The sequence below is a fragment of the Zafaria sp. Z1313 genome, from assembly GCF_050563205.1.
GTDB lineage: Bacteria > Actinomycetota > Actinomycetes > Actinomycetales > Micrococcaceae > JAZDCJ01.
Genome location: NZ_JBNWUK010000001.1, coordinates 216,313 through 242,056 on the forward strand (window position 1 = coordinate 216,313; position 25,744 = coordinate 242,056).

At 71.6% G+C, this 25,744-nt stretch carries 21 protein-coding genes and 1 tRNA gene; 15 read left to right on the forward strand and 7 right to left on the reverse strand.

Annotated elements, in window-relative coordinates:
- Window positions 1-106 precede the first annotated feature (106 nt).
- From ACQ3I4_RS01025 to sufU, 11 genes are all read left to right on the forward strand, one after another.
- Window positions 107-1,279 (forward strand): ubiquitin-like domain-containing protein, encoded by a 1,173-nt coding sequence (locus ACQ3I4_RS01025; protein ID WP_430632650.1) that lies wholly within the window; start codon window positions 107-109, stop codon window positions 1,277-1,279.
- Window positions 1,280-1,423: 144 nt separating this feature from the next.
- Window positions 1,424-2,320: a 16S rRNA (adenine(1518)-N(6)/adenine(1519)-N(6))-dimethyltransferase RsmA gene (rsmA, locus tag ACQ3I4_RS01030; protein WP_430632651.1), complete on the forward strand. Its 897-nt coding sequence runs from the start codon at window positions 1,424-1,426 to the stop codon at window positions 2,318-2,320.
- Window positions 2,317-3,237, forward strand: a complete 921-nt coding sequence (locus ACQ3I4_RS01035; protein ID WP_329859769.1) for a 4-(cytidine 5'-diphospho)-2-C-methyl-D-erythritol kinase — start codon at window positions 2,317-2,319, stop codon at window positions 3,235-3,237. Before rsmA ends, ACQ3I4_RS01035 begins: the two co-directional genes overlap by 4 nt.
- A gap of 57 nt (window positions 3,238-3,294) precedes the next feature.
- On the forward strand, window positions 3,295-5,100 hold the full coding sequence (locus tag ACQ3I4_RS01040; protein ID WP_329859771.1) for an ABC-F family ATP-binding cassette domain-containing protein: 1,806 nt from the start codon (window positions 3,295-3,297) through the stop codon (window positions 5,098-5,100).
- 162 nt (window positions 5,101-5,262) lie between these two features.
- Window positions 5,263-5,337: transfer RNA gene (locus ACQ3I4_RS01045), tRNA-Gln, on the forward strand.
- 89 nt (window positions 5,338-5,426) lie between these two features.
- Complete coding sequence (glmU, locus tag ACQ3I4_RS01050) at window positions 5,427-6,866, forward strand: bifunctional UDP-N-acetylglucosamine diphosphorylase/glucosamine-1-phosphate N-acetyltransferase GlmU (RefSeq protein ID WP_329859773.1); 1,440 nt, start codon at window positions 5,427-5,429, stop codon at window positions 6,864-6,866.
- A gap of 43 nt (window positions 6,867-6,909) precedes the next feature.
- Window positions 6,910-7,890, forward strand: a complete 981-nt coding sequence (locus ACQ3I4_RS01055) for a ribose-phosphate diphosphokinase (protein WP_329859774.1) — start codon at window positions 6,910-6,912, stop codon at window positions 7,888-7,890.
- Window positions 7,891-8,132: 242 nt separating this feature from the next.
- The gene (locus ACQ3I4_RS01060; protein ID WP_329859776.1) at window positions 8,133-8,747 is read left to right on the forward strand and encodes a 50S ribosomal protein L25/general stress protein Ctc; all 615 of its coding nucleotides are present in this window, start codon (window positions 8,133-8,135) and stop codon (window positions 8,745-8,747) included.
- Between the two features lie 18 nt (window positions 8,748-8,765).
- Entirely contained in the window at window positions 8,766-9,347 is a 582-nt protein-coding gene (gene pth, locus ACQ3I4_RS01065) for an aminoacyl-tRNA hydrolase (protein WP_329859778.1), read from the forward strand.
- Window positions 9,348-9,748: 401 nt separating this feature from the next.
- Window positions 9,749-11,056, forward strand: a complete 1,308-nt coding sequence (locus tag ACQ3I4_RS01070) for an aminotransferase class V-fold PLP-dependent enzyme (RefSeq protein WP_329859780.1) — start codon at window positions 9,749-9,751, stop codon at window positions 11,054-11,056.
- Window positions 11,053-11,505 (forward strand): Fe-S cluster assembly sulfur transfer protein SufU, encoded by a 453-nt coding sequence (gene sufU, locus ACQ3I4_RS01075; RefSeq protein ID WP_329859782.1) that lies wholly within the window; start codon window positions 11,053-11,055, stop codon window positions 11,503-11,505. Before ACQ3I4_RS01070 ends, sufU begins: the two co-directional genes overlap by 4 nt.
- Window positions 11,506-11,546: 41 nt before the next feature.
- Here sufU and nhaA read toward each other — a convergent pair whose 3' ends face one another.
- A complete protein-coding gene (gene nhaA / locus ACQ3I4_RS01080) occupies window positions 11,547-12,908 on the reverse strand; it encodes a Na+/H+ antiporter NhaA (RefSeq protein WP_329859783.1) in 1,362 nt (453 codons plus the stop codon).
- A gap of 246 nt (window positions 12,909-13,154) precedes the next feature.
- A complete protein-coding gene (locus tag ACQ3I4_RS01085; RefSeq protein WP_329859785.1) occupies window positions 13,155-13,655 on the reverse strand; it encodes a DUF2505 domain-containing protein in 501 nt (166 codons plus the stop codon).
- A gap of 217 nt (window positions 13,656-13,872) precedes the next feature.
- Here ACQ3I4_RS01085 and mfd point away from each other — a divergent pair, with 217 nt between their 5' ends.
- On the forward strand, window positions 13,873-17,481 hold the full coding sequence (mfd, locus tag ACQ3I4_RS01090) for a transcription-repair coupling factor (protein WP_430632652.1): 3,609 nt from the start codon (window positions 13,873-13,875) through the stop codon (window positions 17,479-17,481).
- A gap of 171 nt (window positions 17,482-17,652) precedes the next feature.
- On the opposite strand, the gene ACQ3I4_RS01095 is transcribed toward mfd, so the two are convergent.
- The 5 genes from ACQ3I4_RS01095 to ACQ3I4_RS01115 all read right to left on the reverse strand — a co-directional run bounded on the left by ACQ3I4_RS01095 (window position 17,653) and on the right by ACQ3I4_RS01115 (window position 21,907).
- Complete coding sequence (locus tag ACQ3I4_RS01095; RefSeq protein WP_329859788.1) at window positions 17,653-18,021, reverse strand: YtxH domain-containing protein; 369 nt, start codon at window positions 18,019-18,021, stop codon at window positions 17,653-17,655.
- 170 nt (window positions 18,022-18,191) lie between these two features.
- Entirely contained in the window at window positions 18,192-18,452 is a 261-nt protein-coding gene (locus tag ACQ3I4_RS01100; protein ID WP_329859790.1) for a hypothetical protein, read from the reverse strand.
- Between the two features lie 65 nt (window positions 18,453-18,517).
- Window positions 18,518-19,192 carry a deoxyribose-phosphate aldolase gene (deoC, locus tag ACQ3I4_RS01105; RefSeq protein ID WP_329859791.1) on the reverse strand — a complete coding sequence of 225 codons (675 nt, stop codon included), beginning with the start codon at window positions 19,190-19,192 and terminating at the stop codon, window positions 18,518-18,520.
- Window positions 19,193-19,230: 38 nt separating this feature from the next.
- Window positions 19,231-21,033, reverse strand: coding sequence for a phospho-sugar mutase (locus ACQ3I4_RS01110; RefSeq protein WP_430632653.1), 1,803 nt, complete (start codon window positions 21,031-21,033; stop codon window positions 19,231-19,233).
- A 64-nt stretch (window positions 21,034-21,097) separates the two neighbouring features.
- Window positions 21,098-21,907 (reverse strand): purine-nucleoside phosphorylase, encoded by an 810-nt coding sequence (locus ACQ3I4_RS01115; RefSeq protein WP_430632654.1) that lies wholly within the window; start codon window positions 21,905-21,907, stop codon window positions 21,098-21,100.
- A gap of 94 nt (window positions 21,908-22,001) precedes the next feature.
- On the opposite strand from ACQ3I4_RS01115, the gene ACQ3I4_RS01120 reads away from it, so the two are divergent.
- The 3 genes from ACQ3I4_RS01120 (at window position 22,002) to ACQ3I4_RS01130 (ending at window position 25,586) form a co-directional block, all read left to right on the forward strand.
- Entirely contained in the window at window positions 22,002-23,402 is a 1,401-nt protein-coding gene (locus ACQ3I4_RS01120) for an NAD(P)H-quinone dehydrogenase (protein ID WP_329859795.1), read from the forward strand.
- Window positions 23,403-23,482: 80 nt separating this feature from the next.
- On the forward strand, window positions 23,483-24,925 hold the full coding sequence (locus ACQ3I4_RS01125; RefSeq protein ID WP_430632655.1) for an MFS transporter: 1,443 nt from the start codon (window positions 23,483-23,485) through the stop codon (window positions 24,923-24,925).
- A 142-nt stretch (window positions 24,926-25,067) separates the two neighbouring features.
- Complete coding sequence (locus ACQ3I4_RS01130; RefSeq protein WP_329859798.1) at window positions 25,068-25,586, forward strand: hypothetical protein; 519 nt, start codon at window positions 25,068-25,070, stop codon at window positions 25,584-25,586.
- The last annotated feature ends 158 nt before the right edge of the window (window positions 25,587-25,744 follow it).

Here is a 25,744-nt window from a genome sequence, read left to right on the forward strand (position 1 = left end):
GTGCCAGCAGTGACGCCAGCACGGGAGGAACCCGCGTGAGACTCGACGGGACCCCTCCTCCCTTGCCGATTCCCCGTGCCCGGACGACACCGACGTTTGGAATTCCGTGCAGCACGCCCTGAAAAACCGCTGGGTCAAGGTCGGCGCCCAGGCCGCAGTCCTCTCCGCCCTGATCCTCGGTCTGGTCTCCTTCGTGGGGGCCAACAAGACCGTCGCCCTCGTCGTCGACGGCGAGACGCAGAGCGTCTCCACCTTCGGCACCACCGTCGCCGACGTCCTCGAGGCCTCCGAGATCGAGCTCGCGGCCCGCGACGAGGTCTCCCCGGCGCTCGACGCCGCGATCGAGAACGGCGCGACGATCGAGGTCAACCGCTCCAAGGCCATCGACGTCTCCATCGACGGCGTCGACCGCGTCGTCCACACCACCGGCCTCACGGTCGCCGACGTCCTGGACCAGCTCAAGGTCGCCGACAGCTCGGACATCTCCGCCGGCATCGAGCTCGAGCTCGCCTCGCTCAGCACCCCGATCGAGATCACGACCCCCAAGGCCGTCGCCCTGGCCGTCGACGGCAAGACCGTGGACCTGAGCACGACGGCCGCCACGGTCGCCGACGTCCTGGCCGAGGCCGACGTGACGCTCGGCAAGGACGACGAGCTGACGCCGGCAGCCGGCACCGAGGTCGCCGACGGGCTCGACGTCAAGGTCGTCCGCGTCGCCACCGAGCAGCGCACCTCCACCGAGGCCGTCGCCCACGGCACTGCCCGGGTCAAGGACGGCACCCTCGAGGAGGGCAAGACCAAGGTCGTCGCCGCCGGCAAGGACGGCGTCCGGACCCTCGTCCACGAGGTCGTGCTCAAGGACGGCAAGGAGGCCTCGAGCGAACTCGTCTCCTCCACGGTCACCACCGCCGCGGTCGACGAGAAGATCGCCGTCGGGACCAAGAAGAAGCCGGCCCCGAAGCCCGCCCAGGCCTCGTCGTCGTCCTCCGCGGGCGCCTCCTCCGGAGGCACGACCGCCTCCGCGGCCGGCGTGTCCTCGACCTGGGCCGCCCTGGCCAAGTGCGAGTCCGGCGGCAACTGGTCCATCAACACGGGCAACGGCTACTACGGCGGACTCCAGTTCAACCTCCGCAGCTGGCAGGGCGCGGGCGGCACTCAGTACGCCGCCTACCCGCACCAAGCCACTCCCGCCCAGCAGATCGCGACCGCCGAGCGCCTGCGCGCGAACGGCGGCTGGGGCCACTGGCCCTCCTGCGCCCGGAAGCTCGGCCTCCTCTAGGAACGCCGGCACCGCGGCCCGCGGCCGCTGCACGCACGCGCCAGGGCCCCGCCTCGACGGTTCACCGAACCGGTTCCGAGGCGGGGCCCTGCGGGTGTTCCATGCCCGCACGAGGGGCCGGAGGGCGCGGATCGACGAACTAGGATGGAACCCGTGACTGACGATCCCGCGACCCAGCCCCCGACCTCCGGCGGGCGGCCCCTGCTCGGGGCGGCCGACATCCGCCGCCTCGCCGCTGAGCTGGACGTGCGTCCCACCAAGACGCTCGGCCAGAACTTCGTGATCGACGGCAACACGATCCGCCGGATCGTCGCGGCAGCCAAGCTCGACCCGCAGGACACGGTCCTCGAGGTCGGCCCGGGCCTGGGCTCGCTCACGCTGGGACTCCTGGACGTGGCCCGCCACGTCGTGGCCGTCGAGATCGATCCCGTCCTCGCCGGACGGCTTCCCCGCACCATCGAGGAATTCCGGCCGGGGCACGGCGGCCGGCTCGACGTCGTGCTCTCCGACGCGCTCAAGGTGACCTCGCTCCCGGCGGAGCCCACCGCCCTCGTGGCCAACCTTCCCTACAACGTCGCCGTGCCCGTCGTCCTGCACCTGCTCGAGAACTTCCCGAGCCTGCGGACCGGGCTCGTCATGGTCCAGGACGAGGTCGCGGACCGCCTCGCCGCCGGGCCGGGCTCGAAGACGTACGGCGTCCCGAGCGTCAAGGCCGCCTGGTACGGGCAGCTGCGCAAGGCCGGGGTGATCGGCATGAACGTGTTCTGGCCGGCCCCGAAGATCCACTCCGGCCTCGTCGGATTCGAGCGGCGCGAGCCGCCGGCGACGACGGCGAAGCGCGAGGACGTCTTCGCCGTCGTCGACGCGGCCTTCGCGCAGCGCCGCAAGACCCTGCGGGCCGCCCTCGCCGGATGGGCCGGCGGCGCCGCACGTGCGGAGGAGGCGCTCCGGGCCGCCGGGATCGACCCGCAGGCGCGCGGCGAGAAGCTCGCGATCGAGGACTTCGCCCGGATCGCCGAGGCGGGGCGGGGAGCCGCATGACGCGGACCATCACCGCACGGGCGCCGGGCAAGATCAACGTGCACTTCCGCGTCGGTCCTCCGCGCGAGGACGGATACCACGACGTCGCGAGCCTGTACCTGGCGATCTCCCTGTTCGAGGACGTCGTCGCCACCGCGCGGATCGACGGCGAGCACTCCCTCTCCCTCGGGGCCGGATCGACCGCCGTGACGGACCCGGAGGACTTCCCCCTCGGCCCCTCGAACCTGGCACTGCGCGCCGCCCGCGCCCTGGCCGACGCCACGGGCCACGCCGGCGGAGTGCACCTCGAGGTCGTCAAGCGCGTGCCCATCGCCGGCGGCATGGGCGGCGGCTCGGCCGACGCCGCGGCGGCGCTCGTGGCGTGCAACGCGCTCTGGGGGACCGGACTGACGCGCGAGGAGCTCGGGAGGATCGGCGCCGGGCTCGGCGCCGACGTGCCGTTCGCGCTCTCCGGCGGCGCCGCCGTCGGACTCGGGATCGGGGACGAGCTCTCGCCCCTGCTCCTGCGCAGCCGCACCGACTGGGTGATCCTGCCGGCGAGCTACGGGCTGTCCACGCCGGCGGTCTACGCGCGCCTCGACGAGCTGCGCGCGGGGCGGGACGTCGAAACCCCCCGCGAGGTCGACCCGGGCGTCGTCCAGGCCCTCGTCGCCGGCGACCACGCCCTCTTGCAGGGGCTCGTCTTCAACGACCTCACCCCGGCCGCCATGGACCTGGCCCCGGAGCTCGCGGCCGTCCTGGAGATGGGCGACGCCGCGGGCGCGCTGGCCTCGCTCGTCTCCGGTTCCGGGCCCACGGTCGCCCTGCTGGCCGCCGGCCCGCGCCACGCCGCCGAGATCGCCAACCAGCTCGAGGACGAGTCGGGCCTGGCGGCCCGTGCCGTGCACGGGCCCGTGCACGGCGCCTCGATCGTCTGACGGTGCCCCGCACGGCCGCACCGAACCACCATCACCAAGCGTAAGGACAACCGCACCGTGGCACATCTGCTGGGAGCCGAGAACGTCTCCGTCACCTTCGTGACCCGTACCGTCCTGGACGGCGTCACGCTGGGCCTCGAGGACGGGGACCGGATCGGGATGGTGGGCCGCAACGGCGACGGCAAGTCCACGCTCATGCGGCTGCTCGCGCAGCGCCAGCGGGCCGATTCGGGGCGCGTGACCAAGCGCGGAGACGTCCGTGTGGGCTTCCTGGACCAGCAGGACGTCCTCGACGGCGACCTCGAGGTCGGGCACGCGATCGTCGGCGACGCCGCGGACCACGAGTGGGCGTCCAATCCTCGGGTCCGCGAGGTCATGGGCGGGCTCGTCGGCGAGGTCGACTGGCACGCCAAGGTCTCCTCCCTCTCGGGCGGGCAGAAGCGCCGTGTCGCGCTCGCCAAGCTCCTGATCGGGGACCACGAGGTGGTCATGCTCGACGAGCCGACCAACCACCTCGACGTCGAGGGCGTCGCGTGGCTCGCGCGGCACCTCAAGCAGCGGTGGAGGGCCAATGCCGGCGCGCTCCTCGTCGTGACCCACGACCGCTGGTTCCTCGACGAGGTCTGCACGCGGACGTGGGAGGTGCACGACGGCATCGTCGACCATTTCGACGGCGGCTACGCGGCCTACGTCCTGGCCCGCGCAGAGCGGGACCGGATGGCGGCCGTTGTGGAGAACAAGCGCCAGCAGCTCGTGAAGAAGGAGCTCGCCTGGCTCCGCCGCGGAGCGCCCGCGCGCACGTCCAAGCCCAAGTTCCGCATCGAGGCGGCGAATGAGCTGATCTCCGACGTCCCGGCCCCGCGGGACTCGGTCGCGCTGTCGAAGATGGCCACGGCGCGGCTCGGCAAGGACGTCCTGGACCTGGAGGACGTCTCCCTGGCGTACGACGGCGGGGCCCCCTTGTTCGACAAGGTCACCCTGCGTCTGGCCCCGGGGGAGAGGATCGGCGTCGTCGGCGTCAACGGGGCCGGGAAGTCGACCCTGCTCAAGCTCCTCAACGGGGAGGTCGAGCCTACCGGTGGCCGGCTCAAGCGCGGCAAGACGGTCAAGACGGCGATCCTGACGCAGGAGGTGCGCGAGCTCGACGCCGTCGCCGAGGAGCGCGTCATCGAGGTCGTGCAGGCCGAGCGCAACGTCTTCCAGGTCGGGGGCCGCGAGCTCTCCGCGGGGCAACTCGTCGAGCAGCTGGGCTTCGGGACGGAGAAGCAGTGGACTCCGGTCAAGGAGCTCTCCGGCGGAGAGCGCCGGCGGCTGCAGCTGCTCCGCCTGCTCGTGGGCGAGCCGAACGTGCTGATGCTCGACGAGCCGACCAACGACCTCGACACGGACACGCTCGCCGCGGTCGAGGACCTGCTCGACGGCTGGCCCGGCACCCTCGTCGTCGTCAGCCACGACCGCTACTTGCTTGAGCGCGTGACCGACCACCAGATCGCGCTCCTGGGCGACGGGAAGATCCGCGGCCTGCCCGGGGGAGTGGAGCAGTACCTGCAACTGCGCGCCGAGGCCACGGCCCCGGCGTCGTCCTCGTCCCCTGCCGCTCCGGGTGGAGGGGGAGCCGCGGCCGAAGCCGGTCCCAGCGAGGCCGAGAAGCGCGAGGCGCGCAAGGAGGTGAACCGGATCGACCGGCAGCTCGGCAAGATCGCGGAACAGGTGGCGAAGCTCGAGGCGACGATGGCCGCGGCCGCCGAGGCGCAGGAGTTCGACGAGCTCAAGGACCTCACGGCCCGTCTGCAGACGCTCCAGGCGGAACAGGAGGGCCTCGAATCGGCGTGGCTCGAAGCCGCGGAGGTCGTCGGCGGCTAACCGTGCCGCCACGCCCGTCCCAGTGCGGCCCGGCTCGCCTGAAGCCCCGCGGAGTCCTGCGACCCGGGCGCTGTTTTCCGTTCCCCGGTCATCCGGTTCATGGCACGGCGGGGATTCGTGGCAGAATACCTAACCGTGCCGGACCGCCGCGCGGCGGCACGTTCCGCCCTGGTGTAATGGCAGCACGCCGGCCTTTGGAGCCGTGCAGTCTAGGTTCGAATCCTAGGGGCGGAACCAGCGCAGGGACGGTCCGCGGCAAGCGGTAGACTGGGCTGGCCCGGGCTGGCCCGGGCCCGTGAACGCCAACACCGCAGGGAGTGCACAACTTGAGCGTGGAAGCCACCGCACCGGCCGCCGTCATCGTCCTCGCAGCCGGAGCCGGCACCCGGATGAAATCGTCCAAACCCAAGATCCTCCACGAAATCGGCGGCCGCTCCATGGTCGGGCACGCCTTGGCCGCGGCCAAGGGGCTCGACCCGAAGCAGCTTGTCGCCGTCGTCCGGCACGAGCGCGACCTCGTCGTCGGACACCTCCTCGAGATCGAGCCCGGCATCACCATCGCCGACCAGGACGGGATCCCCGGCACCGGCCGCGCCGTCCAGCTCGGACTGGCCGCGCTGCCCCCGCACCTCGACGGCACCATCGTCGTCACCTACGGCGACGTGCCGCTGCTCACCACCGGACTCCTGCAGGAGCTCGTCGCTGCCCACGACGCCGCCGGCAACGCCGCGACCGTCCTGACCGCCGTGCTGGACGACGCCACGGGCTACGGCCGGATCCTGCGCGGCACCGACGGGACCGTCACCGGGATCGTCGAGCACAAGGACGCGAGCGACGAGCAGCGCGCCATCCGCGAGGTCAACTCCGGCATCTACGCGTTCGACGCGGCCGTCCTGCGCGACGCGCTCGGCCAGGTCACGACGGACAACACGCAAGGCGAGATGTACCTCACGGACGTCCTGGCCATCGCCCGCGAGGCCGGCGGCCGCGTCGCCGCCGTCGTCACCGACGACCCCTGGCAGGTCGAGGGCGCCAACGACCGCGTCCAGCTCGCCGCGCTCGGCAAGGAGCTGAACCGCCGGATCGTCGAGGGCTGGATGCGCGCCGGCGTGACCGTCGTCGACCCCGCCACCACGTGGATCGACTCCAGCGTCGCCCTCTCCCCGGACGTGACCATCAAGCCCGGCACGCAGCTCCACGGCGCCACGGCCATCGGCACGGGCGCCGTGATCGGCCCCGACACGACCCTGACCGACACCCAGGTGGGTATCAACGCGGTCGTCAAGCGCAGCGACGTCACCGCCTCCGCAATCGGCGCCGGCGCCACGGTGGGCCCGTTCGCCTACCTGCGCCCCCAGACCGAGCTCGGCGAGGCCGGCAAGATCGGCGCGTTCTACGAGACCAAGAACGTCACCGTGGGCCGCGGCTCGAAGCTCTCCCACCTGGGCTACGCGGGCGACGCCGAGATCGGCGAGTACACCAACATCGGCTGCGGCAACATCACGGCCAACTACGACGGCGTCAACAAGCACCGCACCGTCATCGGCTCCCACGTCCGCACGAGCTCGAACACCGTGTTCGTCGCCCCCGTGACCATCGGCGACGGCGCCTACACCGGCGCCGGCGCCGTGGTGCGCAAGGACGTCCCCGCCGGCGCCCTCGCGCTCTCGGTCGCCCCGCAGCGCAACACCGAGGGATGGACGGCAGCCAAGCGCCCCGGCACCCCCTCCGCCGAGGCGGCCGGCCAGTCCGGCCCCGCGTCCTGAACCCCTCTCCACCGATCCCCATCAGGCACCAGAAAGTGAACCCATGAGCGAACTGAGCCACAACGTCGACAAGAAGCTGGTGCTCGCCAGCGGCCGCGCGCACCCCGAGCTCGCCGAGGAGATCGCCTCCGTGCTCGAGACCGAACTGCTGCCGATGTCGGCCTACGACTTCGCCAACGGGGAGATCTACGTCCGTTCGGGCGAGAGCGTGCGCGGCAAGGACGTCTTCATCATCCAGGCGCACCCGGCGCCGCTGAACAACTGGCTCATGGAACAGCTCATCATGATCGACTCGATGAAGCGCGCCTCGGCCCGCCGCATCACCGTCGTCTCGCCCTTCTACCCCTACGCACGCCAGGACAAGAAGGGCCGCGGCCGCGAGCCCATCTCCGCCCGCCTCGTCGCCGACCTCTACAAGACGGCGGGCGCCGACCGCATCATGAGCGTGGACCTGCACACCGCGCAGATCCAGGGCTTCTTCGACGGACCCGTGGACCACCTCTTCGCGATCCCGCTGCTCGCCGACTACATCCGCACGCGCGTCGAGGCCGACAACGTCACGGTCGTCTCCCCGGACACCGGCCGCGTCCGCGTGGCCGAGCAGTGGGCCGACCGGCTCGGCGGCGCCCCGCTCGCGTTCGTGCACAAGTCCCGCGACCTCACCGTGCCGAACCAGGCCGTGTCCAAGACCGTCGTCGGCCAGATCGAGGGCCGCACGTGCGTGCTCATCGACGACATGATCGACACCGGCGGCACGATCTCCGGGGCCGTCCGCGTGCTCAAGGACGCCGGCGCCAAGGACGTCATCATCGCCGCCACGCACGCCGTGTTCTCCGACCCGGCCGCCCAGCGCCTCTCCGAATCGGGCGCCCGCGAAGTCGTCGTGACCAACACCCTGCCGATCCCCTCCTCGAAGCGCTTCAAGCAGCTGACCGTCCTCTCGATCGCGCCGCTCATCGCGCGCGCCGTCAAGGAGGTCTTCGAGGACGGCTCCGTGACGAGTCTCTTCGACGGCAACGCCTGATCTCTCTCCGCGCCACCGCACGACGGCCCCGGCACCCGCCGGGGCCGTCGTGCGTTTCCTGGTTCTGCTGGTAGACTGGCCGGCAGTGCCCAGGCGAGGGAGGGCGTCCACCGAAGGACGCGGCTCCGTGATCGACGAGGCTGGACCCGGAAGGAACGCGGCGATGCCGCGGACCGGTGACGGTGTCCAGGTTCATCCGATGCCTGGGCAGACCGAAACACCGACGAGTACGGGAGAATCCCATGACCGACCAGACCAAGATCGCCGCCGAGCTCCGCACCGACTTCGGCAAGGGCGCAGCCCGCCAGGCCCGCCGCGCCCACCAGGTCCCCGCCGTGATCTACGGCCACGGTGCAGAGCCGATCCACATCCTGCTCCCGCAGCAGCAGACCACCCTGGCCGTCCGCCACTCCAACGCCCTCCTGGTCCTGGACATCGACGGCGAAGAGCACCTGGCCCTCGTCAAGGACATCCAGCGCCACGCCCTGCGCCAGACCGTTGACCACCTGGACCTCCTCACCGTCAAGAAGGGCGAGAAGGTCACCGTGGACGTCAACGTGCACCTCGAGGGCGAGGTCGCCGCGGGCGCCGTCGTCGACCTGGAGCTCTTCACTGTCTCCGTCGAGGCCGAGGCCACCCACCTGCCCGAGACCGTCACCGTGAGCGTCGAGGGCCGCCAGGCCGGCGACAACGTGCTCGCCTCCGAGCTCGTGCTCCCGAAGGGCACCTCGCTGCTGACCGACCCGGAGAGCGTCGTCGCGACCATCTACGTCCCGGCCGCCGCCGACCTGGGCGAGGACGCGGCGTCCGCCGAGGGCGCCTCCGAGGAGGCCCCGGCCGCCGAGTCCGCCGAGTAGCGGACCGCCCCGCCTCATATGGCAAGCGATACCTGGCTCGTAGCCGGGCTCGGAAACCCCGGGCCCGGCTACGCCCATCATCGGCACAATGTCGGGCAGATGGTCCTCGACGAGCTCGCCGGCCGCGTGGGCGGCTCCTTCAAGGCCCACAAGTCCCGGGCGCAGCTCCTCGAGGGCCGTCTTGGCCTGGGCGGTCCCCGGGTCGTCCTGGCCAAACCCTCGACCTACATGAACCTCAGCGGCGGGCCCGTGTCCTCACTCGCGGCGTTCTTCTCGATCCCGGCGGACCACGTCATCGCCGTCCACGACGAGATCGACATCGACTTCGCCACCGTCCGGCTCAAGCTCGGCGGTGGCGAGGGCGGGCACAACGGCCTGCGGGACATCACCAAGGCGCTTGGCACACGGGACTACCACCGGGTCCGGGTCGGCGTGGGCAGGCCGCCGGGACGCATGGATACCGCCGACTTCGTCCTGCGCGACTTCGGCACGGCGGAGAAGAAGGAGCTGCCCTTCCTGATCGACGATGCGGCGGACGCCGTCGAGGTGTTGATCCGCGAGGGACTCACGACCGCACAGCAGCGCTTCCACGGCTCCTGAAGTCGACCGGAGGGAACCGGGGCCACTTGCTTGGCATGCCGGCCTCAAGATGACGAAATGTGACGCAGGATGACATTTGACAAACTTTTCACATATGCTGGTGCGCAGCCTTGATGGCTCCCTGAACGGGGGCCGGCAGCGGGCGGCCTCTGAGACTGGGCCACCCCCATCCCGCTGCCGGCCCCTTTTTCATGCCTTCGTCCCCTGTGGCCGACCCGTGGGTCCCGGATCCCGGTCCCCGACGACGCCGTGGTCCGCGCGGGGAACGGTTAGGTTCGGCTCACGTGTGCTCCGGGCGCATGGGTGGGAAGATTAGGGCATCATTCCGTAGCGGAATCCGCGCGCAGGCCGCCTCGACGGCCGGCGCGGGAGCAGACCACCCGGCAGAAGGGCTTACCACCGTGCAACCAGGCACCGTCGAGGCGACCGCGCAACTGTCGCTGGACCCGGCCGAGGTCAGCCGCCTCCGCAACGACTTCCCGCTCTTGGAACGCGAGGTCAACGGCCACGGGCTCGTCTACCTCGACTCCGGTGCCACCTCGCAGAACCCCCATTGCGTCATGGACGCCGAGCAGCACTTCTACGAGCGGTTCAACGCAGCCGTCCACCGCGGCGCGCACACCTTGGCCGTCGAGGCCACCGAGCTCTATGAGGACGCCCGTGCGGCCGTCGCTTCCTTCATCGGGGCACGGACCGACGAACTCGTCTGGACCTCCAACGCCACCGAGGCGCTGAACCTGCTGTGCTATGCCTTGTCCAACGCCTCGGTCGGCCGCGGAGGCGAGGCGGCCGGGCGCTTCCGGCTGGGACCGGGCGACGAGATCGTGGTGACCGAGCAGGAGCACCATGCCAACCTCATCCCCTGGCAGGAGCTGGCCTTCCGGACGGGCGCGAGCCTCGCCTACGTCCCAGTCGGCCCCGACGGCGCACTGCTCCTGGACCGCGCCGCCGACGTGATCGGCCCGCGCACCCGCATCGTGGCCTTCACCCACGTCTCCAACGTCCTCGGCACCGTCACGGATGTCGCCGCGTTCGTTGCGCTCGCGCGCGCCCACGGCGCGCTCACCGTCCTGGACGGATGCCAGTCCGTCCCGCACCTACCCGTCGACGTCAAGGCGCTCGACGTGGACTTCATGGCGTTCTCCGGCCACAAGATGCTCGGGCCGACGGGCATCGGCGCCCTCTACGGCCGCTCCGAGCTGCTCAACGCCCTGCCGCCATTCCTCACGGGCGGCTCGATGATCACCACGGTGACGATGGAGCGCGCCGAGTTCCTGCCCGCGCCGAACCGCTTCGAGGCAGGCACCCAGCGGATCTCACAGGCGCTGGGCCTGGCCACCGCGGCGCGCTACCTCGAGGAGGTCGGCATGGACCGCATCGCCGGTTGGGAGGCCCGGATCGGATCCCTCATGGCCGAGGGCCTCGCCGCCCTTCCGGGCGTCCGCCTGCTCGGTCCAGAGGGCGGCGAGCGGATCGGCACGGCCGTCTTCGAGGTCGAGGGCGTGCACCCGCACGACGTCGGCCAGTACCTCGACAGCCGCGGCGTCGCCGTGCGCGTGGGACACCACTGTGCCCAGCCGCTGCACCGGGCGCTCGGAGTCGCCGCGACGACCCGGGCCAGCAGCTACCTCTACACGACCGAGGACGACGTCGCCGCGCTCGTCGACGCCGTCGCCGGGGTCCGTGGCTTCTTTGGGGCGGCCTCGTGAGCGGCCTCGAGCAGCTGTACCAGCAGATCATCCTCGACCACGCCAAGCGCCGCGTCGGCGACGGCCTGCTCGAGCCCGAGGCCGGCCACCCGTGGGGCGAGTCCCACCAGCACAACCCCGTCTGCGGCGACCAGATCCGCCTGCGCGTGGAGTTCGCCGGCGACGCGGTCGAGCGCGTGAGCTGGGAAGGCAGCGGTTGCTCGATCTCCATGGCGTCCGCTTCCGTCCTCGCCGAGGCCGCTCCCGGCCTTCCCGCGGGCGAGCTGGCGGAGCTCATCGAGGAGTTCCGGCTCGTCATGCGCTCGCGCGGCACAAGGGAGGCCGACGAAGAGGTGCTCGGAGACGCCGCGGCCTTCGCCGGCGTCTCGCGCTTCCCCGCGCGCGTCAAGTGCGCAATGCTCGCCTGGGTTGCCGCCGAGCAGTCCCTGCCGGCTGCCAGCCCCGCCTAGCGCCCCCCGGGGCTTCTTCCTGTATCGGGGCGCGGTGCGGGTCACTGGAAGACGTCGGGTATGCCGTCGTCGTCCGCGTCGAGGCGTTCCTTCTCCGCGAGCTCGCGGTAGCGCTTGTCCCTCGGGCGCAGCCAGGCGGCGCCGAGGAGGGCGGCGAGCAGCGAACCACAGAGGATCGCGACCTTGGCGTGCTCGTAGTGCGGCGAGTCCAGGCCGAAGCTGAGCTCGGAGACGAGCAGCGAGACCGTGAAGCCGATGCCGCCGAGGAGCGTGACGCCGAACAGATCGCTCCACCGCGTGTCCGGATCCAGGCTGGCATGCCGCGTCTTGGTCACGAGCCACGTGGCCCCCATGATGCCGATGGGCTTGCCGGCCACGAGCCCCACGACGATGCCCCAGACCACCGGATCGCCCAGGGCCGCGGAGATCCCGTCGGCGCCGCCGATCGCCACGCCGGCGGAGAAGAACGCGAACAAGGGCACGCATACGCCCGTGGAAAGCGGCCGGAAGCGGTGCTCGAAGACCTCGGCGAGCCCGGGTGGGGCGTCCGCGCCGTCGGGAACCGCTCCCGGGGCGTTGGCGCGGTCCCGGCGCAGCACGGGCACGCAGAAGCCGAGGACGACGCCGGCGATCGTCGCGTGGATGCCGGACTCGTGCACGAGCGCCCAGGTGAGGATGCCGAGCGGCAGGAGGACGGCCCACGCCGCCCACGGGCGCGTGCCGAAGAAGCGCCGCTGCCGCTGCGCCAGGAAGGTGTAGAGCAGGACCGGAAGGACGGCGAGGCCCAGGTAGAGCGGCTTGAGCTCCGAGGTGTAGACGAACGCGATGATCACGATCGCGATGAGGTCGTCGACGACGGCGAGCGTCAGCAGGAAGATCCGCAGGGCGGACGGGAGGTGGGAACCGATGACGGCCAGGACCGCGACGGCGAACGCGATGTCCGTGGCGGTCGGGATGGCCCAGCCGCGCAGCGTCTCCCCGCCCGTGGAGAGGTTGAAGGCCACGAAGATCAACGCCGGGACCAGCACGCCGCCGAAAGCCGCCGTCACGGGGACCACGGCGCGGCCGAAGTTGTTCAGGTCGCCGACGACGAACTCCTTCTTCAGCTCGAGGCCGACGAGGAAGAAGAAGACCGCCAGCAGGCCGTCGGAGGCCCAGTGCCCCAGACTCAGGTCGAGGTCCAGGAAGGGAGCCGGGACGGCGACGTGGAAGTCGCGGAGGGCGAAGTACGCCGGGGCGGCGGGGGAGTTCGCCCAGATGATCGCGGCCGCGGCCGCGACGATCAGGACGAGACCGCCGATGGTCTCCTTGCGCAGGATCTCGGTGATGCGCAGGAACTCCGGGTAGCTCGAGCGGCCGAGGACCGTTCGCGGAGACGGCGGGCGCGCCGGCGTGTCGTTCATGTCCCTCCCAGGAATCGGCGCCGTGCGGCCCGAGCGGCGGGACCGCTGCGGGCCGCCGTCGGAGATCGGGCGGACGCCTGGGCGGACGCCGCCTCCGGGCCGGCGGTCGGCACCACTCTAGCCCGCGTCGCGGCGCCCGGCCGAGCCGATGACGTCGTCATCGCCGCAGCGTTGTCCCTGCCGCGCGATCAGGGCACGGCGCCGCCCGCGGCGATCTCCCCGTGGACTTCGGCCGGGCCGGAACGATTAGGAGCGGGCCTGCAGCCAGGCGGAGGCCTCGTTCGACTGCAGCTTGAGGGCCTTGCCCACGAACGGCTCCGCGGCCGAGGCGATCTTGTTCCCCAGGAACGGAATACCGGAGCTGACCGTCCCCTCGAGCTCGACGGTCGTGTGCCCATCCTGCGCGAGCAGCCGCTGGACGGCCTTGACCTCGACCGGGACGCCGGCAACGTCGACGCGGATGTCGACAGTGCGCGATCCATCGGCCCCCGGGGCGGACCACGACTCGTGCTGAGTGACCTTCAGGGATGCGCCGACGAACTTCCGGATCGCGTCCGGTAGGCGGTCGGTCGGGATCGAACGCTCGATGACGGAGGTGAAGGCGCCCGTCGTCGGACCGCTCACGTCCAGGCCGGTCAGGGTGCCGCCGGCACGGGAGCTGACGTGTTCCAGGAAGGCGCGGTCGGCGAACAGCGCCGTGAGTTCCTGGGCGGAGTGGTTCAGGGTGGTGCTGGCGGTCAAGGCCACGGGTGCTCCTCGGGGACGATGAGATGGAGGCTGGCCCCTGACGGGGTGCGTCTCCATCGTATGCCGGGAACGCCGTCGGTGCGGCGCGGGCAGCGCCGCGGTAGGCTGGGCCTGCAACCCGGCGTCCGCGTGGATCCCGGGTGTTTGTGCTGTCCGCCGCCCCCGAGCGCGGGCAGTGCGCACCGAGTTCCGCCCGCACCCGAGACGTAAGGACCCCATGGGACTGACCGGCCTCCGCTCCGCCCTCTCCGCCGATCCGAGCTACGCCCGACTCAGGGGCTCGGCGGCGCGCCCGTTCGGCGACCGCAGCGAGGCGCTCGAGGTCGCGGCGCCCGCCGGGCTGCGCGCTCCGCTCGTCGCCGAGGCCGTCGACGGGTTGACGGCGGGAGGAGGCCCGGGCGTCGTCCTGGCCGTGACCGCCACCGGACGCGAGGCCGAGGACCTCGCCGCGTCCCTGCGCGCCTACCTGCCGACCGACGCCGTCGCGGAGTTCCCCAGCTGGGAGACCCTGCCGCACGAGCGGCTCTCGCCGCGCTCGGACACCGTGGGCCGGCGCCTGACCGTCTTGCGCCGCCTAGCGCAGGACGACGCGACCCTCCGGGTCGTCGTGGCGCCCATCCGGGCCGTCGTCCAGCCGCTCGTCGAAGGGCTCGGGGCGCTGGAGCCCGTGGGCCTGGCCGTGGGGGAGGACCGCCCGTTCGGCGATGTCGTCCGGGCGCTGGCCGACGCCGCCTACGCCCGCGTGGACATGGTCACCCACCGCGGGGAGTTCGCCGTCCGCGGCGGCATCCTCGACGTCTTCCCGCCCACCGAGGACCATCCCGTGCGGATCGAGTTCTTCGGCGACGAGGTGGAGCAGTTGCGCTACTTCTCCGTCGCCGACCAGCGTTCCCTGACCGGCGAGGGATCCTCTCCCGAGGCGCTCTACGCCCCGCCGTGCCGCGAGCTGCTCATCACTCCGGCGGTGATGTCCCGTGCGGCCCGGCTCAAGGAATCGATGCCCGCCGCGGCCGACCTGCTCGAGAAGATCGCCGGGGGGATCGCGGTCGAGGGCATGGAGTCGCTTGCGCCCCTCCTCGTGGACCGGATGGTCCCGTTCACCTCCCAGCTGCCGTCCGGCTCCATCGCCCTCGTCATGGAGCCCGAGCGGGTCAGGGCACGCGCCCACGACCTGGCAGCCACGAACGAGGAGTTCCTCGCCGCGGCCTGGTCCACGGCCTCCGACGGCGGGGCCGCCCCCGTCGACCTCCTGCAGGCCGGCGAGGCGGCCGCCCTCGATGCGGGCAGCTTCGCCTCCCTCGCCGACACCCGGGCGGACGCGATCGCGCGGGGCGTCAGCTGGTGGTCCCTGACCTCCCTCGCGCGGGACGAGGAGCTGCTGCCCGACGCCGATTCCCTCACCGTCGCGGCCCGCGAGCCCCGCGGCTACCAGGGTGACGTCGCCGAGATGATGGAGTTCATCGGCTCCCGCGTGCGCGACGACTGGCGCGTCGTCGTCGTCACCGACGGCCCGGGCCCCGCCCAGCGTCTCGCCGAGCTCTTCCACGACGCCGGGATCCCGTGCCACCGCGTGGAGTCGCTCGACGCCGAGCCGCAGGAAGGGCTGATCGAGATCACGACCGCCGTCGCGGGGCGTGGATTCGTGTTCGACGGGCTCAAGCTCGGGCTGCTGACGGAAGCCGACCTGTTGGGCCGATCGAGCGCCTACGCCGCCAAGTCCGGCCGCCGGCTCGCCGCGAAACGGCGCAACGCCGTCGATCCGCTGCAGCTCGCCGAGGGCGACTACGTGGTCCATGAACAGCACGGGATCGCCCGCTTCGTCGAGCTCATGCAGCGCAGGGTCGGTGCCGGGGCCGACGCGCCGATGCGGGAGTACATGGTGCTCGAGTACGCCCCGGCCAAGCGAGGCGCGCCGGGAGACCGGCTCTTCGTCCCGACGGACCAGTTGGACCAGGTCACCCGCTACGTCGGCGGCGAGACCCCCGCGCTGTCCAAGATGGGCGGGGCCGATTGGTCCAACACCAAGTCCAAGGCGCGCCGCGCGGTCAAGGAGATCGCCGGCGAACTGATCCGCCTCTACTCGGCGCGCATGGCCTCCCGTGGCCACGCCTTCGCCCGGGACACGCCGTGGCAGAACGAGCTCGAGGAGGCCTTCCCGTTCACCGAGACCCCCGATCAGCTCACGACCATCAACGAGGTCAAGGCGGACATGGAGCGCGAGGTGCCCATGGACCGGCTCGTCTCGGGCGACGTCGGCTTCGGCAAGACGGAGATCGCCGTGCGTGCCGCCTTCAAGGCAGTGCAGGACGGGAAGCAGGTCGCCGTGCTCGTACCCACCACGCTCCTGGCGCGGCAGCACCACGAGACGTTCTCCGAGCGCTTCTCCGGGTTCCCGGTCCGCGTGAAGTCCCTGTCCCGCTTCCAGACGGCCAAGGAGGCGAAGGAGGTCATCGAGGGGCTCAAGAACGGCTCGGTCGACGTCGTCGTCGGAACGCACCGGTTGCTCTCGGCCGAGGTGGGCTTCAAGGACCTGGGGCTCGTGGTCGTCGACGAAGAGCAGCGCTTCGGCGTCGAGCACAAGGAGGCGCTCAAGAAGATGCGCACCAACGTCGACGTCCTCGCGATGTCCGCCACCCCGATTCCGCGCACCCTCGAGATGAGCCTGACCGGAATCCGCGAGACCTCCACCCTGGCGACGCCGCCCGAAGAGCGCCACCCCGTCCTGACCTACGTCGGCGCCTACACCGACAAGCAGGTCACGGCCGCCGTCCGACGCGAGCTCATGCGCGAGGGCCAGGTGTTCTTCGTCCACAACCGCGTCTCCTCGATCGACTCGGTCGCCGCCAAGCTGCGCGAGCTCGTGCCGGAGGCCCGCGTCGAGGTCGCGCACGGCAAGATGAGCGAGGCCCGGCTGGAGCAGATCATCGTGGACTTCTGGGAACGCAAGTTCGATGTCCTCGTCTCCACGACGATCATCGAGACCGGCCTGGACATCTCCAACGCGAACACGCTCATCGTCGACCGGGCCGACGCCTACGGGCTGTCCCAGCTGCACCAGTTGCGCGGCCGTGTGGGCCGCGGTCGCGAGCGGGCCTACGCCTACTTCCTGTGGAACGCGGAGAAGCCCCTCGGCGAGGTGGCGCTCGAGCGGCTCAAGGCCGTCGCCGCGCACAACGAGCTCGGATCCGGATTCCAGCTGGCCATGAAGGACCTCGAGATCCGCGGCGCCGGCAACCTCCTCGGCGGCGAGCAGTCGGGCCACATCGCGGGCGTCGGATTCGACCTCTACATCCGGCTCGTCGGGGAGGCGGTCGCCGATTTCAAGGGGGAGGCCGAGGACAAGGTCGCCGACATGAAGATCGAGCTGCCCGTCAACGCGCACTTGCCGCACGACTACGTGCCGGGGGAGCGCCTGCGGCTCGAGGCCTACCGGAAGCTGGCGGCCGCCGCCGACCACGAGGGCATCGACGAGGTGATCGAGGAGCTCGTGGACCGCTACGGCGAGCTGCCCCCGCCCGTGGCGAACCTCGTCTCCGTGGCCCGGTTCCGCGTCCGGGCCCGGGCCGCCGGCCTCACGGACGTCGCACTGCAGGGGAACTTCATCAAGTTCGCCCCCGCCGCGAAGCTGCCCGAGTCGCGGCAGCTCCGGCTCGCGCGCATGTACAAGGGGGCCCAGTTCAAGCCGGCCCTCAATGCCGTGCTGATCCCCAAGCCCAAGACCTCGCCCGTCGGCGGCCGGGACCTCGCGGACGCCGCCGTGCTCGAATGGGCCGAAGGCGTCGTCGGCGCCATCTTCGAAGAGGCCCCGGCGGCCGCGGCGCGGTAGGCCGGACCGGCCCTGGCTGCGGCGGACCGCAACGGGCCGCTTCATTCCCGAACGGACTGCGACACGTCGACGGACCGCCGTCCAAGGGACGACGATCCGTCGACGTGTCGCGGTTTCGGCTGGTGGGGCGGATCCCAGGGCGGACCGGCCGGTCGATCCGCCCGTTGCCTGCTAGTGGCCGGTCGCCGGGCCGGACGGGGTGGCCCCGCCCTCGGCGGCCCAGTCGCTGCCCACGGAATCGTCGCGGGCCGGATCCGAGACGTGGTCCGGCGCGTGCTCCGGAGCAGCCGAGCCGGTGGCCTGCGCGGCCGTTTCCTTGACCTTGGAAGCCACGGTGCTCGCGGCCGCCCCGACCGCGGCCCCGACCTCCGGCGCCTTCTCCTTGATGACCGAACCCACTTCGCCGATCTTCTCCTGGGTCCGTGGGTCCTCCCACAGCTCCAGGGCCTTGGCCTTCATCTTCTCGTAGGACTCACGGCCCGACCGCGTCCCCAGGATGTATCCCGCCGCGGCTCCGGCGAGGAACGTCAGAATGCGCATGCTGTCCTCCTTGGTCTTGAAGCGGGCACCGGAATGTGCCCCGGCCACTACAGTAACCACACCCCCGTGCCGGCCGCCACGTGGGGCATTCGCCGGGGATGCAGACAGGGAGCCCCCGACGGGGGCTCCCTGTCTTGCGATCCGATGGCCGGTGGAGTCCGGCGGCGCGGCTAGTGGTGCTCGACGGCCTTCTGCGCCTCGGCCGCGCGGTGGTGGCTGTCCGAGCGGCCCAGGACGTGCTGCGGCACGGCGAACGCGAGGCCGGCGAGGCCGAGGCAGACCAGGCCCGGCCACCATGCGGTCTCCAGCGTCCAGAAGGAGAGGACGAACAACGCGCCGATGAAGACGAGGAACATCGCGAGGAAGGCGATGAAGTTCCCGACGAAGTTGCCCTGGCCCGAATAGGCCTTGTTCTTGCCGTCTGAATACACAGCGAATCTCCTTGGTTCATGCATTGCCGGACGGCAACGGGTGGCCGGGCCGGCGAAGCTGTGGCTCAGTAGCCTTCCGCGCCCTGTTCTCCCTCAACAATAGCAACTCCGGAGCTGGCTCCCAGCCGTGTGGCGCCCGCGTCGATCATGGCCCGCGCGTCCGCGAGCGAGCGGACTCCGCCCGAGGCCTTGACGCCGAGGACGGGGCCCACGGTGGCCCGCATCAGGGCCACGTCCTCCACGGTCGCGCCGCCACCGGCGAAGCCCGTCGAGGTCTTGACGAAGTCCGCCCCGGCCTCCACGGATGCCTCGCAGGCCAGGACCTTCTGGGCGTCGTCCAGGAGGGAGGTCTCGATGATGACCTTCAGGATCGCGCCGCCCGCGTGGGCCGCCTCGGCCACTTCGCGGATGTCCGCGACGAGGGCCTCCCGGTCGCCGCGGCGGGCCGCCGCGATGTCGATGACCATGTCGATCTCCGCGGCGCCGTCGGCGACGGCCCGCGTGGTCTCGAAGGCCTTGGCCGCACTCGTGGTCGCGCCGAACGGGAAGCCGACGACGGAGCAGGTCAGCACGCCCGTCCCCTCGAGGGCGCCGGCGACGGTCGAGACCCACAACGGGTTCACGCAGACGGACTTGAAGCGGTAGCGGGCCGCCTCCTCGGCGATCCGCAGGACGTCATCGCGCGAGGCGTCCGGCTTGAGCAGGGTGTGGTCGATGTAGCTCGCGATGTCGGTGGTCATGGGTCCTCCTGGAAACGGGTGTGGTGGGGTCGTGCGCGCTACAGGCCGAGCGCTTCGTTGACGTCGGCCAGCACGGCGTCGAGCCGGGCCCTGGCCGTGGCCCGTGCGTCCTCCAGGGAATCGGCGGCGTAGACCGGCGCGACGACCTCCAGGTAGCACTTGAGCTTGGGTTCGGTGCCGCTGGGCCGGATGATGACGCGCGTGTCGTCGGCGGTCAGGTAGAGCAGGCCGTCGGTGGGCGGAAGCATGGTCCCCTCGGCCAGGTCCAGGGCCTCGACCACGTCCGAACCGCCGAAGGACTCCGGCGGCTGGGCCCGCAGCCGGCCCATCATGGCCCCGAGCAGGTCGAGCGAATGGACGCGCACCGAGAGCTGGTCCGTCGCGAAGAGCCCGTGCACGAGGGCCAGCTGGTCGAGCGCGTCGGGGATGCCGCGGCCCTCGGCCTTGAGGTTCGCCGCGAGGTCGGCGAGCAGGAGCGCGGCGGAGATGCCGTCCTTGTCCCGCACGAGCTCCGGCGCGACGCAGTAGCCCAGGGCCTCTTCGTAGCCGTAGACGAGGTCCGGGACCCGGGCGATCCACTTGAAACCCGTCAAGGTCGTGGTGTGCTCGATCCCGTGGGAGGCGGCGATCCGCGAGAGCAGGCGCGAGGACACCACCGAGTTGGCGAACACGGGCCGCGGACCCTGCTCCGGCGTCGTACCCCCTCCGTCCCCGGCGGCGGGAGCGAACCGCGCCGCCAGATACGCGCCGAGCAGGGCGCCCGTCTCGTCGCCGCGCAGCATCCGCGGCCCGTCCGCGAACTCCACCGCCAGCGCGCAGCGGTCGGCATCCGGGTCGTTGGCGACCACGAGGTCGGCGTCGAGCTCGCCCGCGCGCGCCAGGGCGAGGTCCAGGGCTCCGGCCTCCTCCGGGTTGGGGAACGAGACCGTCGGGAAATCCGGATCCGGGGCGGCCTGCTGCTCGACGAGGTGGACCTGGGTGAAGCCCGCGCGCTCGAACACGCGGACCATCGTGTCCCCGCCGACCCCGTGCAGCGGGGTCAGCACGATCCGCAGCCCGGCGCGGGCCCTGGCGGTCTCGGCGTCGGGGGCGGGCAGGAGGGCGGAGACGGCCTCGATGTAGCGGGCCTGGACATCGCCGTCCGCCCCGGCCCCCGGCAGCACGGTCCAGCCGGAGTCCGCGAGGGCGATGTCCTCGAGCGGGCCGTCGTAGGAGATGTGCGAGGCGATCTCCGCGTCCAGGGGAGCGACGATCTGCGCGCCCTGGCCCGATCCGCCGACGGCCCGGCCGCCGAGGTAGACCTTGTACCCGTTGTCCTGGGGCGGGTTGTGGCTGGCGGTCACCATGACGCCGGCCTCGCAGCCGTGCTCGCGCACGGCCCAGGCGAGCACCGGGGTCGGCAGCGGCCCGGGCATCAGGAAGGCCTCGATGCCGGCGGCCGTGAGCACGACGGCGGTGTCGAGGGCGAACACGTCGGAGTTGTGCCGGGCATCGAATCCGACGACGACGCTCGGCACGTACGCGCCGGCCGCGGTCTCCAGGAGGAACCGGGCCAGTCCGGCGGCCGTGCGGCGGACGACGACGCGGTTCATCCGGTTCGGTCCCGCGCCGAGGGCGGCGCGCAGGCCGGCCGTGCCGAACTCCAGCGTTCCGGCGAAACGGTCGGAGAGCTCGGCGCGGGCGATCTCCCCGGCCTCGCCGTCGAGGTCCTGCTCCGCGGCGAGGGCACGCAGCTCCGCGGCGGTCGCGGGATCGGGATCGGTGGCCGCCCAGGCCTCGGCGACCGCGGCGAGGCGGCCTGGCTCGGGCGGGAAGGGGGACGCGGACTGCTTGCTGTTCATGGGGCTCTTCTGGAGTCGGGGACCGGAACTGTCCGGGCGTGGGGCGGCGGACAATGCCGGGGGGCTAGATGCGGTCGACGATGTCGGCGAGCAGCCGGGAGATGCGCGGGCCGGCGGCCTGTCCCGCCTCGATGACCTCTTCGTGGCTGAGCGGGACGGGGCTGATGCCGGCGGCCAGGTTGGTCACGAGGGAGATGCCGAAGACCTCGAGGCCCGCATGCCGCGCCGCGATGGCCTCGAGCGCGGTGGACATGCCCACGAGGTCGGCTCCGATCCGGCGGGCATACTGCACCTCCGCGGGCGTCTCGTAGTGGGGCCCCGTGAACTGCGCGTAGACGCCTTCGTCGAGCGTCGGGTCCACCTCGCGGGCGATCCCGCGCAGGCGGGAGGAATAGAGGTCCGTCAGGTCGACGAAGGTCGCGCCCTCGAGCGGCGACGTGGCCGTGAGATTGATGTGGTCGCTGATCAGCACGGGCGTTCCGGGCGTCCAGTCCGGATTCAATCCGCCGCAGCCGTTGGTCAGCACGAGGGTTGAGCACCCGGCGGCCGCCGCCGTGCGCACGCCGTGGACGACGGCGCGCACGCCGCGGCCCTCGTAGTAGTGGGTGCGGGCGCCCACGACGAGGATCCGGCGGCCCGACGGGGTCAGGATGGAGCGGATGGTCCCCGTGTGGCCCACGACGGCGGGGGCGTGGAATCCGGGCAGCTCGGCGGCGGGCAGGGCGTGGGTCGTCTCGCCCAGGAGCCCGGCGGCCTCGCCCCAGCCGGAGCCGAGGACCAGCGCGGTGTCGTGGCGTTCCACCCCCGTCTGCTCGGCGATGGCGGCGGCGGCCTGCGCGGCCAGGGCAAACGGATCGTTCAGTTCATCGGTCACGCCACTAAGCTACCGGTTCGCGGCGCCGTTTGGCAGGAGCGGTGCGCCGGTGGTGGTGTGCATGTTTCCGCCCGGTAGGGAACAATGGGGGCTTGTGACGTCACCACATGATTTGAGCTCCCACCGCCTCGTCGTCCTCGGGGGAGGCCCCGGCGGATACGAGGCGGCGATGGTCGGCGCGTCGCTCGGCGCGCAGGTCACGATCGTCGAGCGGCAGGGGATGGGCGGGTCCGCGGTGCTGACCGACGTCGTCCCGTCCAAGACGCTCATCGCGACGGCGGACGCGATGCGCCGCGTGGCGGGGGCCCGCAAGTTCGGCGTCGAGACCGGGACGGAGGACGCGGCCGCCGACCTCGGCGTCGTCAACCAGCGACTCCTGGCCCTCGCCCGGGACCAGTCCTCCGACATCCACGCCGGCCTCGAGAAGGCGGGCGTGCGCATCATCATCGGCGAGGGACGCCTGTTGGATCACCGCCGCGTCCACGTGGACCGCCGCGACGGCGGCAGCGAGGTCCTCGAGGCCGACGCCCTGCTCATCGCGACCGGGGCGCACGCCCGCGAGCTTCCGACGGCGAAGCCCGACGGGGAGCGGATCTTCACCTGGACGCAGGTCTACAAGCTCCAGGAGATCCCGGAGCACCTGATCGTCATCGGCTCCGGCGTCACGGGAGCCGAGTTCGCCTCCGCCTACAACCTGCTCGGCACCAAGGTCACGCTCGTCTCCTCGCGGGACCGGGTCCTGCCCGGCGAGGACGCGGACGCCGCACAGGTCCTGGAGAAGGTGTTCGAGTCCAACGGCGTCAACGTCATGTCCCGCTCCCGCGCCGAGTCCGTGGAACGCCACGGCGATACCGTGCGCGTGACCCTCTCGAGCGGCGAGGTCGTCGAGGGCAGCCACTGCCTCGTGGCCGTCGGCGGCATCCCGAACACCGCCGGGATCGGCCTCGAGGAGGCCGGCGTCAAGCTCACCGAGTCCGGCCACATCAAGGTCGACGGCGTCTCCCGCACCACGGCCCCGAACGTCTACGCGGCGGGCGACTGCACGGGCGTCTTCGCCCTCGCCTCCGTCGCCGCGATGCAGGGCCGGATCGCCATGGCCCATTTGCTCGGCGACAGCGTCCGTCCGCTCAAGCTCCACGAGGTCTCCTCGAACATCTTCACGAGCCCCGAGATCGCGACGGTCGGCGTCACCGAGCAGCAGGTCGCCGAGGGCAAGTACCAGGCGGACATCATCAAGCTGGATCTGGCCACCAACGCCCGGGCCAAGATGATGAACGTCACGGAGGGCTTCGTCAAGATCATCTCGCGCCGGGGCTCGGGGTCCGTGATCGGCGGCGTGATCGTGGCACCGCGCGCCTCGGAGCTGATCTTCCCGATCGCGCTGGCCGTCCACAAGCGCCTCCACGTGGACGACATCGCCGAGACCTTTACGGTCTACCCGTCCCTCGCCGGCTCCGTCTCCGAGGCCGCGCGCCGGCTGCACGTGCACCTCTAGCGGCCGGCCGGCCCGGCCGGCGGTCAAGGGGTGTCCACATCGTGGACGCGCTGTCCACATGGCGGTCCGATGGATCTAGTATGGCCGGGCAACCATACGGACCAACGACCCCAAGGATCCCACCCGTGTCCAACAAGACCACCGTGGCGGCGCCGAAGCAGAACACGCGAGGGCGCGTGATCTTCGCCAGCCTCATCGGAACCACGATCGAGTTCTACGACTTCTACGCGTACGCGACGGCGTCCGTCCTCGTCTTCCCGGCCCTGTTCTTCCCGAACGCCACGAACATCAACGCGATCCTGAGCTCGTTCGCGATCTTCGGCGTGGCCTTCATCGCCCGCCCGCTCGGATCGATCGTGTTCGGCCACTTCGGCGACAAGTTCGGCCGCAAGGGGACCCTCGTGGCATCGCTGCTGACGATGGGCATCGCGACCTTCCTCATCGGCTTCCTCCCCGCGGCCACGGGATCGTTCGTGGTCCTGGCCCCGCTCATGCTCGTCATCCTGCGCTTCTTCCAGGGGCTCGCGCTCGGCGGCGAATGGTCCGGAGCCGCGCTCCTGGCGACGGAGAACGCCCCGAAGAACAAGCGCGCCATCTACGGCACCTTCCCGCAGCTGGGCGCACCGATCGGCTTCATCCTGGCCAACCTGATCTTCGTCGTGCTGCAGCTGAGCCTGACCACCGAGCAGTTCATGGACTGGGGCTGGCGCGTGCCGTTCCTGCTCTCCGCCGTCCTCGTGATCGTCGGCCTCTACATCCGCCTCAAGCTCGTGGAGTCGACCTCGTTCCAGAACGTGGTCAAGGAGAACAAGGTCGCCAAGTCCCCGCTCGCCGACACCTTCAAGTTCCACTGGCGCCCCGTCGTCGCGGGCACGTTCATCATGTTCGCCACGTACGTCCTCTTCTACCTGATGACCTCCTTCACGCTGACGTACGGCACCTCGCCGGACACCGTCGAGAAGGCCAGGGCCGCGGCCGAGGCCTCCGGCAAGGAGTGGACGGCTGCCGCCGAGGCCGCGTTCGTCCCCGGCCTGGGTGTGCCGCGCGCCGAGTTCCTGTGGATGCTCATCCTCGGCGTCGTCTTCTTCGGCATCTTCACGGTGGTCTCCGGACCCCTCGCCGAGAAGTTCGGCCGCCGCCGCTTCCTCCTTGCGGTCAGCGCCGGGATCCTCGTCTTCGGCGCGTCCTGGACGCTGATGTTCGGACCGGGACAGGGCCCGGCCATGGTGGGCCTGATCATCGGCTTCACGCTCATGGGCCTGACCTTCGGCCCGATGGCGGCCATCCTTCCGGAGCTCTTTCCCGCCAACGTGCGCTACACGGGATCCGCGATCGCCTACAACCTGTCCTCGGTCATCGGTGCGGCGCCAGCGTCCTTCGTGGCCATCGCCTTGTGGCAGGCGGGCGGCGGAAACACGATGTGGGTCGGCATCTACCTCGCCGCGGCCGCCGTCCTGACCATGGTGGCGCTGTGGATGACGGCGGAGACCAAGGACACCGACTACGAGAACAACATCGCCTGATCCGCTCCGGACTGCTGCTGTCGAAGGCCGCCGACCCGAACGGGTCGGCGGCCTTCGCGCCATCCCCGGCCACGGATCACGGTTGGGCGGCATCTTGCCGGCCGGTCTAGGCGCGGGGCCGGCGCGGGCGGATGATCAGGGCATGAACGCACGCCTTGCGTGGATCGCCGCCCCGGCGGCGGGGCTGACACTGGTCCTCGCGGCCTGCGGGGGCCCGGCGGGGGAGCCGCAGGTGCCGCCGGGCCCGGTGGGTACGACGGCGGGGCCCGCCTCGTCCGCGACGGCGCCGGGCGCGGCAGCGTCCCCGGCCGGGGCGACGAGGCCCGCGTCCACAGCCCCTCTCGGCACGGCGGCGTCCGCGCCCGACGCGGCGGCCGTCGTCGTGCTGGCCTTGACGGGGGCCGACGGTGCCGGGATGTCCCGTTGCCTGGCCTCGGCCAACCGGCTGCTGCCCGCCTACTCGGGCGGTTCGATGCTCGGAGCGGCCCGCGCGCTCGGTGAGGTCGATGCCTCCCGGGGCGAGGTCGAGCTCCGCCTGGAGGCGGGGACCCACCGGGTCTCGATCACGTGCGACGACGGCTGGTCCGGAGCGCTGGACCAGGTGGTCGCCCTCGAGGGCCGGACGATCCCGTACGTCTTCGAACTCGTCCAGCAGGACTAGTCCGGGCGGGTCGTCCGCGCCGCCGGCCTGCGCGGACGCGGTGAGGCCGTCCCCCGCAGGGGACGGCCTCACGCTGGTGTCGCTGGTGGTGCCGGGTGGTGGGGGGGGAGCAGGGGGGGCACCACAACCAAAAGGAGAGGGACCCCCACTCCCACCCC